Here is a 15,132-nt window from a genome sequence, read left to right on the forward strand (position 1 = left end):
GCGCCGAGCGCGTGACGCCCCTCGCTCAGCCCCACGTCAGCCGTGGCACCGGGCCACCCCGTTCCTACCCGAACGAGGGAACCTCAGATGCCGTGCTTCTTCAGGATGGCCTCGATGTCGCTGAAGTCCTCGGCGGGCGCGGCCGACTGCGGCTTGGCCGCGGGCCTGCCCGCGGCCTGCCGGGTACCGCCGCCGAGCGAGGGCGCCGAAGCCGCGGGGGCGACGGCCTCACGCTGGGCGGCCTTCGCGGCCTTGCGCTCCTTGCGGGTCCCGCCGGTGCGCCGCTCCACGGCGCGCGTGCCGAGGAACACGAGCCAGGCCGCGCCGAGCATGCCGAAGCCGACCCACGCCTTGAGGCTGAACGCCGTGTCCGCCGCCCAGCCCACGACGCCCGTGAGCACCAGGCCTATCGGAACCAGCGCGTACCCGGCGAGGCGGGCGGCGGGCAGGAAACGCTTGCGGTAGGCCATGACCGCGGCGATGCCGAGCCCGGCCGCGGACACGGCGGAACAGACGGTCTCGGCAATCATCCGGTCCTCCAAGCGTGCAGGCGTACGTCGGGAAAAAACACTGTCGTCCCTTCCATCCTGCACCGGGTGGGCGCCGCTGAGCCACGTCCGGAGCGGACCTCGGGGACATTTCCGGGTCATCTCGGGGTCGGTCCTCCTCCGCAGGTGCCGGTCGGTGACGCCCTGTCCCGATTGGGGGGCGGATCCGCGGGCTGGGAGACTGTGCCCATGAGCGACTCCCCTGCCGACCGCCCCGCCCGTCCCGTCGTCATCGACGTCTGGTGCGAGCTGCAGTGCCCCGACTGCCGTACCGCCCTCGACGACGTGCGCGCCCTGCGCGCACGCTACGGCGACCGCGTCGAGCTGCGCCTGCGGCACTTCCCCCTCGAGAAGCACAAGCACTCCTTCGCCGCCGCGCAGGCCGCCGAGGAGGCGTTCGAGCAGGGCCAGGGATGGCCGTACGTGGAGGCCGCGCTGGCCGGGGTCGAAGACCTCGACCGCAAGGGCGAGGCCCACCTCGTGGACACGGCCCGGGAACTCGGCCTGGACGCGGAGGAGTTCGACACCGCCCTGATCGACGGGCGGCACATCCTGATCGTCGACGCCGACCAGGCCGAGGGCAAGGCCATCGGCGTCACCGGCACCCCGACGTACGTCGTCGGCGGCGAGCGCCTGGACGGCGGCAAGAGCCAGGAGGGCCTGCGCGCACGCGTCGAGGAGATCACCGACCGCCTCCTGGGCCTCTAGAGCAGCGGTTTCCAGAAGTAGTACGACGCCGGTTCGTAGCCGAGCGACGCGTACAGGTTCAGGGCCGGGGTGTTGTCGGAGAGGACGTTGAGGCCGATGCGGTCACGGCCCGCCGCGCGGCCCTGCACCTCCGCGAGGCGCATCAGGGACCGGCCGTGCCCGTGCCCGCGGTGGTCGGCGTGGACCGCGACGTCGTAGACGAACGCGTCGCCGTCGACGACGGAGAGCCACAGCGTGCCCACCTGGACGCCGTGGTGGGTGAGAACGCTCAGCCAGGTGTCCGATGTCGCGAGGCCGCGCGGCAGGGCGCGCGCGTGGTCGTCCTCGGCCTTGGCGCGCGCCTCGTCCTCGGGGAGGCCGCGGTCCGTCCAGGTGCTCGCGTAGAGCTCCTTCGCGCGCACCAGCCACGGTCCGGCCTCGGCCTCGGTCATGGGCCGGCCCTCGGTGCCGACGGGCAGGGCGGGCACCGGGTCCGTCAGCGGCTTCGTCAGCCGGCGGCTCCGCTCGACGTAACCGAGGGCCGTGACGAGCCGCAGCGCGGCGGCCGCGTCGGCGGGGACGGTCGTCTCGATGCGCGTACACCCCCAGCCGCGCGCCACTTCCTCGGCGGCCAGCGCCGCGACCGTGCCGCGGCCGCGCCTGCGGTCAGGCTCCGCGATCCGCAGGTCGTGGAGACGGCAGACGCGGGGTCCGAAGACCTCGTGGGTGGCGAGGCCTATGGACCCGACGGGACGGCTGTTGACGCAGACGTCGTACGTGCGCGCCTTGGCGCCGTCGGCGCCCTGCTGAAGCGGCCCGGTCGGCCGCAGGGTCGTGGTCATCCCTCTGGTTCTACCCGCACCGGGCCCGTACCGTCACCGGGGTTTCCCCGGACTTACGGCCTCACGGCCCTACGGGTCCAGGTCGTCGGCGGCACGCTCCGTGAAGATCCGCATCGCCTTGGTGGTCACCGGGCCCGGCGAGGCGGGAAGTTCGCGCTCGTCGACGCGGTGCACGCCCTGCACGTCGCGCAGCGTCGACGTCAGGAAGACCTCGTCGGCGCGGTCCAGGACGTCCAGCGGCAGGTCGGTCTCGCGTGCGCCGGTCCACTCGACGGCCAGCGCGCGCGTGATGCCCGCGAGGCACCCGGAGGCGACCGGCGGGGTGTGGATCTCGCCGTCGAGCACGACGAAGACGTTGGAGCCCGTGCCCTCGCAGAGCTGTCCGACGGTGTTGGCGAAGAGGGCTTCCGTGGCGCCGTGTTCGTGCGCGCGGGCCAGCGCCACGACGTTCTCCGCGTACGAGGTGGTCTTGAGGCCGGTCAGGGCGCCGCGTTCGTTGCGGGTCCACGGCACGGTGATCACGGCGGTGGTGTCGGGGCGCTGCTTGGCCTCGCCGAGGGCGACGACGAGCGTGGTGCCCTGGTCGCCTCGGTCGGAGCCGAGCGGTGAGAGACCGCCGGTGTAGGTGATCCGGAGCCGGCCGAGCGGGAGCGGGTTGGCGTCGAGGACGGCGGCGCAGGCGTGGCGCACCTCGTCGAGGTCCGGCTCGGGCAGTCCGAGGCCGCGCGCCGACTGCGCGAGCCGGGCCAGGTGGCGGGTCAGGGCGAAGGGGCGCCCCTCGACCGACTTCACCGTCTCGAAAATGCCGTCTCCCACCGTCAGCCCGTGGTCGAGCACGGAGACGCGGGCGTCGTCGAGGTCCTGCAGCCCGCCATTGAGCCATATCTTCACGTTGGGGTTCCTCCGCTCGCTGCGTACGTGCCCGACGCTACCGCCAGCAGGCGCGCGGCCTTCAGCTCGGTCTCCCGCCACTCCCCCTCGGGGTCCGAACCCCAGGTGATGCCCGCTCCGGTCCCGAAGCGCAGCACGCCCTCGCCCCGGTCGATCCAGAAGGTGCGGATGCCCACGGCGAGCTCTCCCGTCCCCCGGTCGGCGTCGACCCAGCCGATGCCGCCGCAGTACGGGCCGCGGGGCGCCGTCTCCAGCTCGTCGATGATCCGCAGGGCGCTGGACTTGGGGGCGCCGGTGACGGAGCCCGGCGGGAACGCCGCGTCGAACAGCTCCGGCCAGCCCGCCCCGGGGGGCAGCTCGCCCGCGACGGTGGAGACGAGGTGGACGAGCCCGGGGTGCTTCTCGACCACGCAGAGGTCGGGGACGGTGACGGAGCCGGTGGCGCAGACGCGTCCGAGGTCGTTGCGGACGAGGTCCACGATCATGACGTTCTCGGCGTAGTCCTTCTCCAGGAGGTCCGCCTCGGTGCGGCCGGTGCCCTTGATGGGGCCCGACTCCACGTGGCGCCCGTCGCGGCGCAGGAAGAGCTCCGGCGAGGCGGTGGCGAGCTCCACGCCGTGCTCGGGCAGCCGGATCGTTCCCGCGTACGGGGCGGGGTTCCCGCGCGCGAGGAGGGCGGTCAGGGCGTCCACGTCGGCGTCGGCGGGGACGGGCGCGGACAGGACGCGGCAGAGATTGGCCTGGTAGACCTCGCCGGCGGCTATGTACGCGCGTACCCGCCGAACGCCTTCCGTGTACGTGGCCCGGTCGAGGGACGACGTCCAGTCCCCGGCGGCCGGGCCGTGCCACCTGCCGGGGACGGGGGCGGGCACGTCCTCCTCGCGTACGTCGTCGAAGCGGGCGCAGACCATGCCGCCCTCGAAATCCGCGGACACCGCCCAGAAGCCCGTGGAGTCCAGGGCCGCGGGATCGCTGGTCACGTCGCGCAGACCGGTGGCCACGAGACGGCCGAAGCGCGCCATGGGAGGAAGCGCGGGAGACGTAGTCAGAGGGGGGTTGTGCACGGCTGCGAGTCTATGACCGGCGCGTCGGCGGCGCCTCGGACCAGGGACAGCGCAGCACGCTGCGCAAACGCGTTTTTGTACTGGCCCAGGAATCCGCTAGAGTTCAACACGTCGCCGGGACGCGCAAGCGGACCGGGAAAGACAAGCGGACGTAGCTCAGTTGGTAGAGCGCAACCTTGCCAAGGTTGAGGTCGCCAGTTCGAACCTGGTCGTCCGCTCGCAGGAAAGTGGGGGATCTTCCCGAACCCCCATACTCCTGGTGGAGTGGCCGAGAGGCGAGGCAACGGCCTGCAAAGCCGTCTACACGGGTTCAAATCCCGTCTCCACCTCCAAGCGCGATTAGCTCAGCGGGAGAGCGCTTCCCTGACACGGAAGAGGTCACTGGTTCAATCCCAGTATCGCGCACGCAGCCCAGCTCGGCTGGCAGCACAGCACAACCGAAGATCCGGTCCGCAAGGATCCCCGCGCGATTAGCTCAGCGGGAGAGCGCTTCCCTGACACGGAAGAGGTCACTGGTTCAATCCCAGTATCGCGCACGCAGTACGCAGCACACGCAGGTTCACCTGCGCGATTAGCTCAGCGGGAGAGCGCTTCCCTGACACGGAAGAGGTCACTGGTTCAATCCCAGTATCGCGCACCATCCACACGAAGCCCCGGCCGTTCTCACGGCCGGGGCTTCGTCGTGTGCTGGAGCTTTCGCCGCTTACGACGAGAAGAGCATGTGCCCGAAGCTCTTGTGGCGCTTGTGGCCGTAGTGGTCCCCGTGGCCGTGGTGACCGCCGTGCGGGGCGCCCCAGGCGGGGGCCGGGGCCGCGGGGTAGCCCTGGGGGGCGGTCGGAGGGGCGGGCGGCGGCGGGGCCTGCTGGCCCCACTGGGCCTCCAGGCGGGTCAGGGACTCCAGCTCGCCGTAGTCCAGGAATATCCCGCGGCAGCCGCTGCACTGCTCGATCTGGACGCCATTGCGGTTGTACGTGTGCATCGGTGCGTGACACTTGGGGCACTGCATGGACGGCTCAACTCCTCGCCGGTGGTGACTGCTTCGCCGGGAGACTGCCCGGCTTCGGTGCGTTGCACCCTACTTCGTGGCATCCGGGGCCAACTCTGGCGGGCGGACGTCGACTCCACTCATGCGCGCACAGGCGTCCACCAGGGCTTGCTCCACTTCGTCCAGGGCGCGGCGGCCCGCCACGGCCTTGCTGATCGCGAGTGCCGCGGTCTGCACGGTCAGGGCGCGGGCGGGGACGTCCAGGGCGGGCCAGGGGTCGGCGGCGCCGGCGGGGACGGCCGGGCCGCCGGCGTCCCGGTAGGCGTCCAGGAAGCGGGTCCACTCCCGCGGTGAGAGCAGGCCGCACGCGAACCAGGCGGCGGGACGGGCCAGGTCCCACGCCGGGTCGCCCATCCCCAGGTCATCCACGTCGATGAGCAGCCAGTGCCCGTCGGGGCCGCGCACGAGCTGGCCCAGATGCAGGTCGCCGTGGCAGAGGGCGAGGGGTCCTGGCGCGGCGGCCTCGTCGCGGGCCCAGGGCGGCAGGCCCGCCCAGGCCCGCAGGACCGGGGGCGCGGCGGGGTGCGGCTCGGCGGCCCGCAGCCGCGCCACGGCACGGGCCGCTTTGGCGGGCCCGCGCATGGGCGGGATCGTCCCCGGCACCGGGGCGGCGTGGAGCCGCGCGAGGAGAGCACCGGCGGCTTCCCAGGGGGCGGAGTCGGGATCGTCGCGGTCGACGGGGGTGCCGTGGGGCCAGAAGGTGACGAGGCGCCCGTGCAGGCGGGTGGCGCCGGGCGCGGAGGGCGCGAGCAGGACCCCGGGCAGCCGGGCGGCCACGTCGAGGCGCACGGCGAGCTCCGCGGGGTCGGTGTCCGGGGCATGCGCCTTCGCGACGACGTCCCCGTGCCGGACGACACTGGCATCCGCCCGGTCCGCGAGCACGGCGCCCCCGTCCCCACAGACACAGGCCCCACCGGACCGCCGGTGGGCGACGGCACGGGCGGAATCGGCAAGGGCGGCGAGCACGGGGACGGTCACGAAACTCCGTAGGTCGAGAGCAACGTCGAGAGCAACACGCCCGAAGCGTACGCACCCGGGCGAGGCCCGGGCCGACCTCTCCCTAGGGGCCCGGACCCGGGGGCCGGGTGTCCGTCGAGGAACGGCCCCGGTGTCGGCGCACCCACCGGGCAATCGCGGGGGCGGGCCCACAGGGCACCCGGCCGTGGGGTACAGCGGCCGACGCTCCCGGCGCCGGTCGCGGACCAGCGGATTTCCGGCAGGTGCCGGGGCGTAGGGCGTGCCGATCCGCACGAAGGGACGCGCCCCGCCTCGGGGCGCACCGAGGGCCGCCCCAGCGCCCGTTTCCGGCGGGTCAGGCAAGGGTGCGGACGTGGCTTCCCGTCCCGCGGGCCCAGCAGGGGGCGCCCCCTCCGGCAGGGGCTAGCCCCCGCGGGCCGGATGCCGCAAGGAACCCGTCGGGCGTCCCGCCGGACATGGCAATGCCCGCGCAGCTCCCCAGCTGCGCGGGCATTCTGCCGTCCGCCGCACCCCCGTCCCCACGGGGTTTCATGGCCGGATGTCCCCGCCCGGACCGCTCTTCCGGGCCTGGGGCGCCGCTCAGCGCCCCAGCATCACGCCCACGGACGACGCTTGTGTGACCACTGCTTCCCAGCCGCCGAAGACGACCACGAGCAGGGCTGCCAGGGGGAGGACCATGGCCGTCGCCACCAAGGGGTGGCGCGTGCCGGACGGGCGGACGCCGAACGCGGAGAACCTGCGCCCTTGCGTGCGGATCATGGTCCGCGGTGCCGTGTCCGCCATGATTCCTCTCCTGACCGCTTCGATGTGGTTTTGGCAAGCGGCGAGTGTCTGACCTCGGGGGACGAGTGCTACACCCGCCGCTTGACCTCAAATCTAGGTCCGCGGGACCTGCCGGGCGTCATGCCCTCGTACCGAATGCCTGGCCTCCCGGAGGATGACCGACCGGCGCGCACGTACTCCCGTGGGTGGAGACGGGGGCCTAGGACGTGGTCCTAGGACTCGGGGAAGACCCTGAGGGGACGGCTTTGACCTCGGAGGAGTCCTCCCTGGGGACCGGTTGCTCGACCAGGGCCAGGACCCGCGTGGCCATGAACCGCGCCGTGCGGACCACTGAGCCGCTGCGGGTGACTTCGCTCACTTCCACCACTCCCCTGCGCACCGCCGTCTCCACCCGGCGCCCCGCCCTGCTCGCCACCACTTCGTACGTCCGGGTCGTGTCACCGGCATCCACGACTATCTCCACACGGTCACCCTTCACGGGATCAATCCCCCTTCAGTGATGGACGGTTGGGGCAGGGGGCGGCGACAACGGCCCTGGCTTCCCCGGCCCCTGACCACTCTTCAAGTTTCCCACCCGGCACTGACAATCGATCGGCCCGCGAGGGCGCGGCCTCTGCACGTGCCCGGCCGCGGAAACGTAAGCTGTGGCTCGTCAGACGGACCGGGTAGCGGGGATGGACATGGCGATGATGCGGCTCCGGCGCGAGGACCCGCGTGTCGTCGGCTCGTTCAGGCTGCACAGGCGCCTGGGCGCCGGCGGCATGGGGGTCGTCTATTTGGGGTCGGACCGGCGGGGGCAGCGCGTCGCCCTCAAGGTGATCCGGCCCGACCTGGCGGAGGATCAGGAGTTCCGGTCGCGGTTCGCCCGCGAGGTCTCCGCCGCCCGCCGGATCAGGGGCGGCTGTACCGCGCGGCTCGTCGCCGCCGACCTCGACGCCGACCGGCCCTGGTTCGCCACGCAGTACGTCCCCGGGCCCTCCCTGCACGACAAGGTGGCCGCCGAGGGTCCGCTCTCCGCGGCCGACGTGGCCGTGGTCGGTTCGGCGCTCGCCGAGGGGCTCGTGGCCGTGCACGAGGCCGGTGTCGTACACCGCGACCTCAAGCCGTCCAACATCCTGCTGTCCCCCAAGGGGCCGCGGATCATCGACTTCGGCATCGCCTGGGCCACCGGCGCCTCGACGCTGACCCACGTCGGGACCGCCGTGGGCTCCCCCGGCTTCCTCGCTCCCGAGCAGGTGCGCGGCGCCGCCGTCACCCCCGCCACCGACGTCTTCGCGCTCGGCGCCACCCTGGCCTACGCGGGCATGGCGGACTCGCCCTTCGGGCACGGCAGTTCCGAGGTCATGCTCTACCGGGTGGTGCACGAGGAGGCGCAGCTGCACGGTGTGCCCGACGCGCTCGCGCCGCTCATCAGGGCCTGCCTGGCCAAGGACCCGGAGGAACGGCCCAGCACGCTGCAGCTGTCGCTGCGGCTCAAGGAGATCGCCGCCCGCGAGGCGCAGGGGATCAGCGACGTCCGGCCGCCCGCGCCCCGCCAGGACCACGACCGTCCCACGGGCCGGCTCGCCGACAGCTACCTGGACGAGCGCACACAGCGGCGTGCCGCCCCGGGCTCCACTCCCCCGCCGCGGTCCGGCGCGTCCAGGACGGCGGCGCCGCGGACCGGTCCCTCGCGGACCGGCTCGTCCCGTACGGGCGCCTCCCGGACCGGATCGTCGCGTACCGGATCATCGCGGACCGGGGCATCCAGGCCCGGCGCCCCGCGCTCGGGTCCGGGCTCCCGGCCCTCGGGGCCCCGCAACACGACGCGCGGTGGCTCAGGGCGTCCGGGGCCGCGGACCACGGGGACGGGCCGCAGGGGTCCCGCCAATCCGCGGCTGCTGCGTCAGCGGATCTTCGTGTTCGTGGTCGTGACGCTGCTCGTGGCACTCGGCATCGCCGCGGCGCAGGGGTGCCAGGGGCCCGCGCGGAGCCTCGGTGACACGGGCGTGCACCAGCAGCAGCCGTCACAGGCCGGGCCGATCGGGCCGGTGCAGCACGACCCCCGCGGCTGATCAGAGCTGCGGGCGGCCCGTCGCCACCGCGTAGAACGCGACCGCCGCGGCCGCGCCCACGTTGAGCGAGTCCACGCCGTGCGCCATCGGGATGCGGACCCATTCGTCGGCCGCGACCAGCGCCTGCGTGGAGAGGCCGTCGCCCTCCGCGCCGAGCATCAGCGCGATGCGGTCCATGCGGTGCGGTGCCGCCTCGTCCAGTGACTTGGCCTTCTCGTCGGGGGTGAGGGCGAGCAGGTTGAAGCCCGCCTCGCGCACTCCCTCCAGCCCCTTGGGCCAGGAGTCGAGACGGGCGTACGGCACGGAGAAGACCGCGCCCATCGAGACCTTCACCGAGCGGCGGTACAGCGGGTCCGCGCAGTCCGGCGAGAGCAGCACCGCGTCCATGCCCAGCGCGGCGGCCGAGCGGAAGATCGCACCGATGTTGGTGTGGTCGTTGACCGCCTCCATGACGACCACGCGGCGGGTCGTCGCGAGGAGCTCGTCGGCGGTGGGCAGCGGCTTGCGCTGCATGGAGGCGAGGGCGCCGCGGTGCACGTGGTAGCCGGTGACCCGCTCGGCGAGGTCGGGGCTGACCGCGTACACCGGGGCCGGGAGCTCGTCGATGACGTCGCGCATGACGTCGACCCACTTGGCCGAGAGCAGCATCGAGCGCATTTCGTACCCGGCGTCCTTGGCCCGTCTGATGACCTTCTCGCCCTCCGCGATGAACAGCCCCTCGGCCGGTTCGCGCTTGCGGCGCAGCTCCACGTCGGTCAGGCCTGTGTAGTCGCGCAGGCGCGGGTCGTCGGGGTCGTCGACGGTGATGAGATCAGCCACAGGGTGATACTGCCTTGTCCTGGGTGTGGTGCCAACGGCTGCGGACCGGTTCCGTTACCGCTGGTTACTTGGAGGTGGGCGGAGCGGACGCTACGCGAGGGGCTCGGGGCCGACCTTCACGACGTCGCCGATGACGATGACCGCGGGGGGCTTCACCTCGTGGGTGCGGACCGCTTCGGCGACCGTGCCAAGGGTCGCGTCGACGCGGCGCTGGGCGGCCGTCGTGCCCTCCTGGATCATGGCGAGCGGGGTGTCGGCGGACTTGCCGTGGGCGATCAGGGCCGCCGCGATCTTGCCGATCTTGTCGACGCCCATGAGGATCACGAGGGTGCCACGCAGCTTGGCGAGGGACTCCCAGTCGACGAGGGAGCGCTCGTCGTCCGGCGCCACATGGCCACTGACCACGGTGAACTCGTGGGCGACGCCGCGGTGGGTGACCGGGATGCCGACCGCCGAGGGGACCGAGATCGAGCTGGAGATGCCGGGTACGACGGTGCAGGTGATGCCCGCTTCGGCGAGGGCCTGGAGTTCCTCCATGCCGCGGCCGTAGACGTAAGGGTCGCCGCCCTTCAGGCGGACGACGGCCTTGCCCTGCTTGGCGTGCTCGATCAGGGCGTTGTTGATCGCCTCCTGGGCCATGAAACGGCCGTACGGAATCTTCGCGGCGTCGATGATCTCGACGTGCGGCGGCAGCTCGTCGAGGAGGTCGCGGGGGCCGAGGCGGTCGGCGATGACGACGTCGGCGGCGGCGAGGAGGCGGCGGCCGCGGACCGTGATGAGGTCGGGGTCGCCGGGGCCGCCGCCGACCAGGGCGACGCCGGGGGTACGGGTGCGCAGGTGCGGGGCGACGAGGCTGCCGTCGCGCAGGCCCTCGACGACCGCGTCGCGGATGGCGGCGGTGCGGCGGGGGTCGCGGTCGTTGATGTCGGAGGAGAGGACGGCGACCGTGACGCCCTCGGAGCGGCCCGTGGCCGGGGTCCAGGCGGTGGCCTCCTCGGCGTCGTCGGAGCGCACGCACCAGACGCGGTGGGCCTCGGCCTCGGCGGATGCGCGGGTGTTCGCCTCCGCGTCGCTGGTGGCGATCAACGCGTACCAGGCGTCCTGGAGGTCGCCCGTCTCGTACCTGCGCCGGGCCCAGGTGAGCTCGCCCGCGTCGGCCATCGCTTCCACGGAGGGGGTGGCCGAGGGAGATACGAGGGTGATGTCCGCGCCCGCCTTGATGAGCGCCGGGAGACGGCGCTGGGCGACCTGGCCGCCGCCGAGGACGACGACGCGGCGGCCCTTGAGGCGGAGGCCTACGGGGTAGGCGGGGTATTCGGCCATGGCTCTGGGGCTCCTCGTGCGGGGCGTTGCGGCTGCCGCTGCGGCGGTGGAGCGGCGAGGTGTTGACGTGCGGGTTCAGTATGGCTGGGGCGGTCGGGTTCTCTTCCCCGAGCCCGCCCCTTCCCGAAAGACGGGGCTTCGCCCCGGGCCCCGTCGTTCGTCTGCGGACCGTGGGCGTTTGTGCCCACGAACAGGACTGGTTACTTCTCGGTCACGCCCGCCGAGTCGAACGTGGCGACCTCGTGCATCGCGCGGGCCGCGCTCTGGACCACCGGGAGGGCCAGGAGTGCGCCCGTGCCCTCGCCGAGGCGTAGGTCCAGGTCGACCAGGGGGCGCAGGCCCAGCTTGTTGAGGGCCGCCACGTGGCCGGGCTCCGCGCTGCGGTGGCCCGCGATGCAGGCCGCGAGGACCTCGGGGGCGATCGCGCGGGCCACGAGCGCGGCGGCGCCGGCGCTGACGCCGTCCAGGATCACCGGCGTACGCAGGGACGCGCCGCCGAGGAGGAGGCCCACCATGGCCGCGTGCTCCAGGCCGCCGATGGCCGCGAGGACGCCGATCGGGTCCGCCGGGTCGGGCTGGTGGAGTTCCAGCGCGCGGCGGACGACCTCGACCTTGCGGGTGTGCATCTCGTCGTTGATGCCCGTACCACGACCGGTGACCTCGGCCGGGTCGGTGTCGGTGTAGACGGAGATGAGGGCCGCGGACGCCGTCGTGTTCGCGATGCCCATCTCGCCCGTGAGCAGCGCCTTGTTGCCTGCCGCGACGAGGTCGCGGGCCGTCTCGATGCCGACTTCGATGGCCGCCTTGACCTCTTCGCGGGTCAGGGCGGGCCCCGTCGTCATGTCGGCCGTGCCCGCGCGGACCTTGCGGGGCAGCAGGCCGGGGGTGGCGGGCAGTTCGCTCGCCACGCCGACGTCGATGACGCAGACCTCGGCGCCCACCTGGTTGGCGAAGGCGTTGCAGACCGCGCCGCCGCCGAGGAAGTTGGCGACCATCTGCGCGGTCACCTCCTGGGGCCAGGCGGTGACGCCCTGAGCGTGCACACCGTGGTCGCCCGCGAAGATCGCGACGGCCGCGGGCTCCGGGATGGGCGGCGGGCACATCCGGGAGAGACCGGAGAGCTGGGCGGAGATGATCTCCAGCATGCCGAGCGCGCCCGGCGGCTTCGTCATCCGCTTCTGCCGTTCCCACGCCTCGCCGAGCGCCTTGGCGTCCAGCGGGCGGATGTTGGCCACGGTCTCGGCGAGCAGGTCGTGCGGGTCCTCGCCGGGCAGGGCGCGGCGGCCGTACGTCTCCTCGTGGACGACCCAGGAGAGCGGGCGGCGCTTGGACCAGCCGGCCTGCATCAGCTCGGGCTCGTCCGGGAACTCGTCGACGTAGCCCACGCAGAGGTAGGCGACGACTTCGAGGTGCTCGGGCAGGCCGAGGGCGCGGACCATCTCGCGCTCGTCGAAGAAGCTGACCCAGCCGACGCCGAGGCCCTCGGCACGCGCGGCGAGCCAGAGGTTCTCGACGGCGAGCGCCGAGGAGTAGGGGGCCATCTGCGGCTGGGTGTGCCGGCCGAGGGTGTGGCGGCCGCCGCGGGTGGGGTCGGCGGTGACGACGATGTTCACCGGGGTGTCGAGGATGGCCTCGATCTTCAGTTCCTTGAACTGCTTGGCGCGGCCCTTGGGGAGGGACTTCGCGTACGCGTCGCGCTGGCGCGCGGCCAGTTCGTGCATCGAGCGCCGGGTCTCGGCGGACTTGATGACGACGAAGTCCCAGGGCTGGGAGTGGCCGACCGACGGCGCGGTGTGCGCGGCCTCCAGGACGCGGAGCAGCACCTCGTGCGGGATGGGGTCCGCGCGGAAGCCGTTGCGGATGTCGCGGCGCTCGCGCATGACGCGCAGGACGGCCTCGCGCTCGGCGTCGGCGTAGCCGGGAGCGGCGGTGCCGGGGGACGTGACGGGCTCGGCGGGCTCGGGGGCGGCCCCGGCGACGGCGGCGGTCTCGGTGTCGGTTCCGGCTGCGGGCGCGACCATCAGGATCTCCGGGGCGTCCGGGTCCTCGCCCTCCTCGGGGGCTTGCGCCGCGGCGGCGGGGGCGAGGAGCTCGGGGCCCTCGTGCTCCGCGGCCGCGGGAGCCGCGACGGCGTCGGCCGTCTCGGGCTGGGAGGCGGGCGCAGGCGCGGGTGCGGCTGCGGCCGGTACGGCTGCTTCAGGCGCTTCGGCCATCTCGGGTGCTTCGGCCACTTCGGTCACTTCGTTCGCTTCGATCGGTTCGAACGAGATGACTTCGTCGGCCTCGTCCAACTCGTCGGCCGGGTCGGCCGTCTCGGGGGCGGCCGGGAACTCGGTCGGAGCCGCCGCAGAGGAGACAATACGGGGCACACCGGAGACGGGCGGGACCTGGGGGGTCTCCGTGACCTCGGGCGATGCGTCGGGTGCGGCTTCGGGCGTCACGTCGAACGCTGCCCCGGACGTCGCCTCGGGTGCCGCCTCCCCCGTCGTCCCCTCCGGTACGGCGTCGGGCAGCGGCGTGGGCTGGGCGCCGTCGCGCGGGGCGGGGACGGTGACGGCGGGCTGCTGGACGGCCTCCGGCGTCACGTCGGCGTGCGCCGGGGCTTCCGGGGCGACGGGCTCGGCGGCCGGAACCTCGGCGACGGGTGCCTCTTCGACCGGAACCTCCGCGACCGGGGCCTCGGCTGCCTCGGCCTCGACCGGCGCGGGCGCCGCCTCCGTGACCTCGGCGCCCTCGGATGCGGGCTGCGGAGCCGGGTCCTCCCGCGGAACGGCCATGGGGTGCGGCGGCGTCGGCGCCAGGTGGGGCGTGGTCGGGACCGTGCCGTCCACCGGCACGAACTGGCCGATCGGCGCGGAGCCTTGGGCGCCCTCGAATCCGCCGGGAAGCGAGCCGTCCATGGGTGCGGCGGGGCCCTGCGCGGGCTGCCCCTCGGAGTGCTGCGGGCCCGGCGCGGCGTGCCGGGCCTCGACGGCGAAACCGGGCTGCGCGGTTTCGGCGGCGTGCGGGACCTGCGTGCCGTCCCAGGGCTGGGCGGAGGCGACGGCGAACGCGGGCACGGCCTGCGCGAACGCCGGCTGCTCCGCCGCGGGGAACTGCGGCTCCTCCGTCAGGACCTGGCCGAGCTCGGCGCCCTGCTGGGCCACCGGGCCGGCCTGACCGGCGCCGGCGTCGGCGGCGTGCGGGAAGTCGGGGGCTTCCACGGCGGCGGAGACGGGCGCCTCGGGTGCCACAGCCTCCGGGGCCGCGGTCTCGGGCCCCTCAGTGGGCAGCGCGAAAGAAACGGCGTCCTGGGCCTGCGGCGCTTCCGTTGCCTGTGGTGCCGGTGTGACGGATGCGTCGCCCGCGGCTTCCGGGGCCCCTGCGTCGACCGGGGCCTCTGCGACGGGTGGGACGACCGTTTCTGCTGGTCCGGCTTCCGCTGGTACGGCGTACGTCTCGGACCCGGTCTGCTCCTGCGGTGTCCCCCACGGCGTCCCGGCCTGCGGCGGGATCTCGCCGAGCTGCGGTCCCGGCAGCGGCTGCCCCGCGTCGTCCCGCGGGATGTCGAGGTACTCGGGTCCGGTCGGCGGCCCCGCGTGGCGGGCCGGCGCGGGCCCCCGGTCGGCGAGCGAACGCACCGGGCTCCCCGAGCCGTCCGGCACGGCGGGGCCCGACGGGCCGTGGTGCAGCGGACGCCTGGCGGGACCCGGGTGGGAGGGCGCGGGCGCCGAGCCGGGCAGCCGGACGCCGTTCAGGTCGACCGAACCGCTGTCCCTGCCGGACGTCTCGTGCGGTCCCGGCTGGTGGACGGCGTGCGCCGGCTGGCCGGCGTACCCGCCCTGCGCCGCGAGACCCTCGCCCCACGCGCCCTGGGCGCCCGGCATCAGCAGCAGGTCGTCCTCGTCGGCGGCAGCCGCGGGGGCCGCGGGGTCGGCAAAGGGATACGCACCCGGAGCGGGAACGCCCGGCTGCTGCGCCCCCATGCCCTGCACGGGCCCGGACGGCACATCGTTGCCTGCGCCCTCCGGCAGTCCCTCACCCGGGACCTGGCCGGTGTCGGTCATGCGTAACCCCTCGCCCATCGGTTAGTGCTTCTTCGACCGCCCCTCGGCCTTC

The 15,132-nt window shown here is 73.8% G+C and carries 13 protein-coding genes and 5 tRNA genes; 7 read left to right on the forward strand and 11 right to left on the reverse strand.

The window, feature by feature from the left end; all coding sequences use genetic code 11:
• Positions 1 to 83 precede the first annotated feature (83 nt).
• Complete coding sequence (locus DEJ49_RS05560; protein WP_150182909.1) at positions 84 to 530, reverse strand: hypothetical protein; 447 nt, start codon at positions 528 to 530, stop codon at positions 84 to 86.
• 207 nt (positions 531 to 737) lie between these two features.
• Here DEJ49_RS05560 and DEJ49_RS05565 point away from each other — a divergent pair, with 207 nt between their 5' ends.
• The gene (locus DEJ49_RS05565) at positions 738 to 1,256 is read left to right on the forward strand and encodes a DsbA family protein (protein WP_150182911.1); all 519 of its coding nucleotides are present in this window, start codon (positions 738 to 740) and stop codon (positions 1,254 to 1,256) included.
• Here DEJ49_RS05565 and DEJ49_RS05570 read toward each other — a convergent pair.
• The 3 genes from DEJ49_RS05570 to DEJ49_RS05580 all read right to left on the reverse strand — a co-directional run bounded on the left by DEJ49_RS05570 (position 1,253) and on the right by DEJ49_RS05580 (position 3,990).
• Positions 1,253 to 2,077, reverse strand: a complete 825-nt coding sequence (locus tag DEJ49_RS05570; RefSeq protein WP_150182913.1) for a GNAT family N-acetyltransferase — start codon at positions 2,075 to 2,077, stop codon at positions 1,253 to 1,255. The two genes, DEJ49_RS05565 and DEJ49_RS05570, sit on opposite strands and share 4 nt — an antisense overlap.
• 69 nt (positions 2,078 to 2,146) lie before the next feature.
• The gene (locus tag DEJ49_RS05575) at positions 2,147 to 2,968 is read right to left on the reverse strand and encodes an aminotransferase class IV (protein WP_150182915.1); all 822 of its coding nucleotides are present in this window, start codon (positions 2,966 to 2,968) and stop codon (positions 2,147 to 2,149) included.
• Entirely contained in the window at positions 2,965 to 3,990 is a 1,026-nt protein-coding gene (locus tag DEJ49_RS05580) for a chorismate-binding protein (protein WP_150182917.1), read from the reverse strand. The genes DEJ49_RS05575 and DEJ49_RS05580 overlap by 4 nt, the downstream gene beginning before the upstream one ends.
• Before the next feature lie 187 nt (positions 3,991 to 4,177).
• Here DEJ49_RS05580 and DEJ49_RS05585 point away from each other — a divergent pair.
• The 5 genes from DEJ49_RS05585 (at position 4,178) to DEJ49_RS05605 (ending at position 4,672) form a co-directional block, all read left to right on the forward strand.
• Positions 4,178 to 4,250: transfer RNA gene (locus tag DEJ49_RS05585), tRNA-Gly, on the forward strand.
• 40 nt (positions 4,251 to 4,290) lie between these two features.
• Positions 4,291 to 4,364, forward strand: a tRNA-Cys gene (locus DEJ49_RS05590).
• A 1-nt stretch (position 4,365) separates the two neighbouring features.
• Positions 4,366 to 4,437: transfer RNA gene (locus DEJ49_RS05595), tRNA-Val, on the forward strand.
• 59 nt (positions 4,438 to 4,496) lie between these two features.
• Positions 4,497 to 4,568 (forward strand) — tRNA-Val (locus DEJ49_RS05600).
• Positions 4,569 to 4,597: 29 nt separating this feature from the next.
• Positions 4,598 to 4,672 (forward strand) — tRNA-Val (locus DEJ49_RS05605).
• Positions 4,673 to 4,735: 63 nt separating this feature from the next.
• Here the strand turns inward: DEJ49_RS05605 and DEJ49_RS05610 are convergent.
• From DEJ49_RS05610 to DEJ49_RS05625, 4 genes are all read right to left on the reverse strand, one after another.
• The gene (locus tag DEJ49_RS05610) at positions 4,736 to 5,038 is read right to left on the reverse strand and encodes a zf-TFIIB domain-containing protein (protein ID WP_150182919.1); all 303 of its coding nucleotides are present in this window, start codon (positions 5,036 to 5,038) and stop codon (positions 4,736 to 4,738) included.
• A 69-nt stretch (positions 5,039 to 5,107) separates the two neighbouring features.
• The gene (locus DEJ49_RS05615; protein ID WP_150182920.1) at positions 5,108 to 6,055 is read right to left on the reverse strand and encodes an aminoglycoside phosphotransferase family protein; all 948 of its coding nucleotides are present in this window, start codon (positions 6,053 to 6,055) and stop codon (positions 5,108 to 5,110) included.
• A gap of 579 nt (positions 6,056 to 6,634) precedes the next feature.
• Complete coding sequence (locus tag DEJ49_RS05620) at positions 6,635 to 6,838, reverse strand: hypothetical protein (protein ID WP_055569527.1); 204 nt, start codon at positions 6,836 to 6,838, stop codon at positions 6,635 to 6,637.
• Between the two features lie 199 nt (positions 6,839 to 7,037).
• Positions 7,038 to 7,316 carry a hypothetical protein gene (locus DEJ49_RS05625; RefSeq protein WP_150165703.1) on the reverse strand — a complete coding sequence of 93 codons (279 nt, stop codon included), beginning with the start codon at positions 7,314 to 7,316 and terminating at the stop codon, positions 7,038 to 7,040.
• 196 nt (positions 7,317 to 7,512) lie between these two features.
• Here DEJ49_RS05625 and DEJ49_RS05630 point away from each other — a divergent pair, with 196 nt between their 5' ends.
• Positions 7,513 to 8,892 (forward strand): protein kinase domain-containing protein, encoded by a 1,380-nt coding sequence (locus DEJ49_RS05630; RefSeq protein ID WP_190329569.1) that lies wholly within the window; start codon positions 7,513 to 7,515, stop codon positions 8,890 to 8,892.
• Here the strand turns inward: DEJ49_RS05630 and DEJ49_RS05635 are convergent, their stop codons facing one another.
• The 3 genes from DEJ49_RS05635 to cobT form a co-directional block, all read right to left on the reverse strand.
• Positions 8,893 to 9,711, reverse strand: coding sequence for a TrmH family RNA methyltransferase (locus DEJ49_RS05635; RefSeq protein WP_150182924.1), 819 nt, complete (start codon positions 9,709 to 9,711; stop codon positions 8,893 to 8,895).
• A gap of 90 nt (positions 9,712 to 9,801) precedes the next feature.
• Positions 9,802 to 11,034, reverse strand: a complete 1,233-nt coding sequence (gene cobA / locus DEJ49_RS05640) for a uroporphyrinogen-III C-methyltransferase (protein WP_150182926.1) — start codon at positions 11,032 to 11,034, stop codon at positions 9,802 to 9,804.
• Positions 11,035 to 11,234: 200 nt separating this feature from the next.
• On the reverse strand, positions 11,235 to 15,080 hold the full coding sequence (cobT, locus tag DEJ49_RS05645; RefSeq protein ID WP_150182928.1) for a nicotinate-nucleotide--dimethylbenzimidazole phosphoribosyltransferase: 3,846 nt from the start codon (positions 15,078 to 15,080) through the stop codon (positions 11,235 to 11,237).
• Positions 15,081 to 15,132 lie beyond the last annotated feature (52 nt).

The sequence above is a fragment of the Streptomyces venezuelae genome (assembly GCF_008642335.1).
Taxonomy (GTDB): Bacteria; Actinomycetota; Actinomycetes; order Streptomycetales; family Streptomycetaceae; genus Streptomyces; species Streptomyces venezuelae_F.

Excerpts from the sequence above, each read along its gene's own strand:
- DEJ49_RS05580 (WP_150182917.1), bottom strand. The coding sequence starts at position 3,990 with ATGGCGCGCTTCGGCCGTCTCGTGGCCACCGGTCTGCGCGACGTGACC.
- cobT (WP_150182928.1), bottom strand. The coding sequence starts at position 15,080 with ATGACCGACACCGGCCAGGTCCCGGGTGAGGGACTGCCGGAGGGCGCA.
- DEJ49_RS05620 (WP_055569527.1), bottom strand. The coding sequence starts at position 6,838 with ATGGCGGACACGGCACCGCGGACCATGATCCGCACGCAAGGGCGCAGG.
- cobA (WP_150182926.1), bottom strand. The coding sequence starts at position 11,034 with ATGGCCGAATACCCCGCCTACCCCGTAGGCCTCCGCCTCAAGGGCCGC.
- DEJ49_RS05565 (WP_150182911.1), top strand. The coding sequence starts at position 738 with ATGAGCGACTCCCCTGCCGACCGCCCCGCCCGTCCCGTCGTCATCGAC.
- DEJ49_RS05630 (WP_190329569.1), top strand. The coding sequence starts at position 7,513 with ATGGACATGGCGATGATGCGGCTCCGGCGCGAGGACCCGCGTGTCGTC.
- DEJ49_RS05610 (WP_150182919.1), bottom strand. The coding sequence starts at position 5,038 with ATGCAGTGCCCCAAGTGTCACGCACCGATGCACACGTACAACCGCAAT.
- DEJ49_RS05560 (WP_150182909.1), bottom strand. The coding sequence starts at position 530 with ATGATTGCCGAGACCGTCTGTTCCGCCGTGTCCGCGGCCGGGCTCGGC.
- DEJ49_RS05570 (WP_150182913.1), bottom strand. The coding sequence starts at position 2,077 with ATGACCACGACCCTGCGGCCGACCGGGCCGCTTCAGCAGGGCGCCGAC.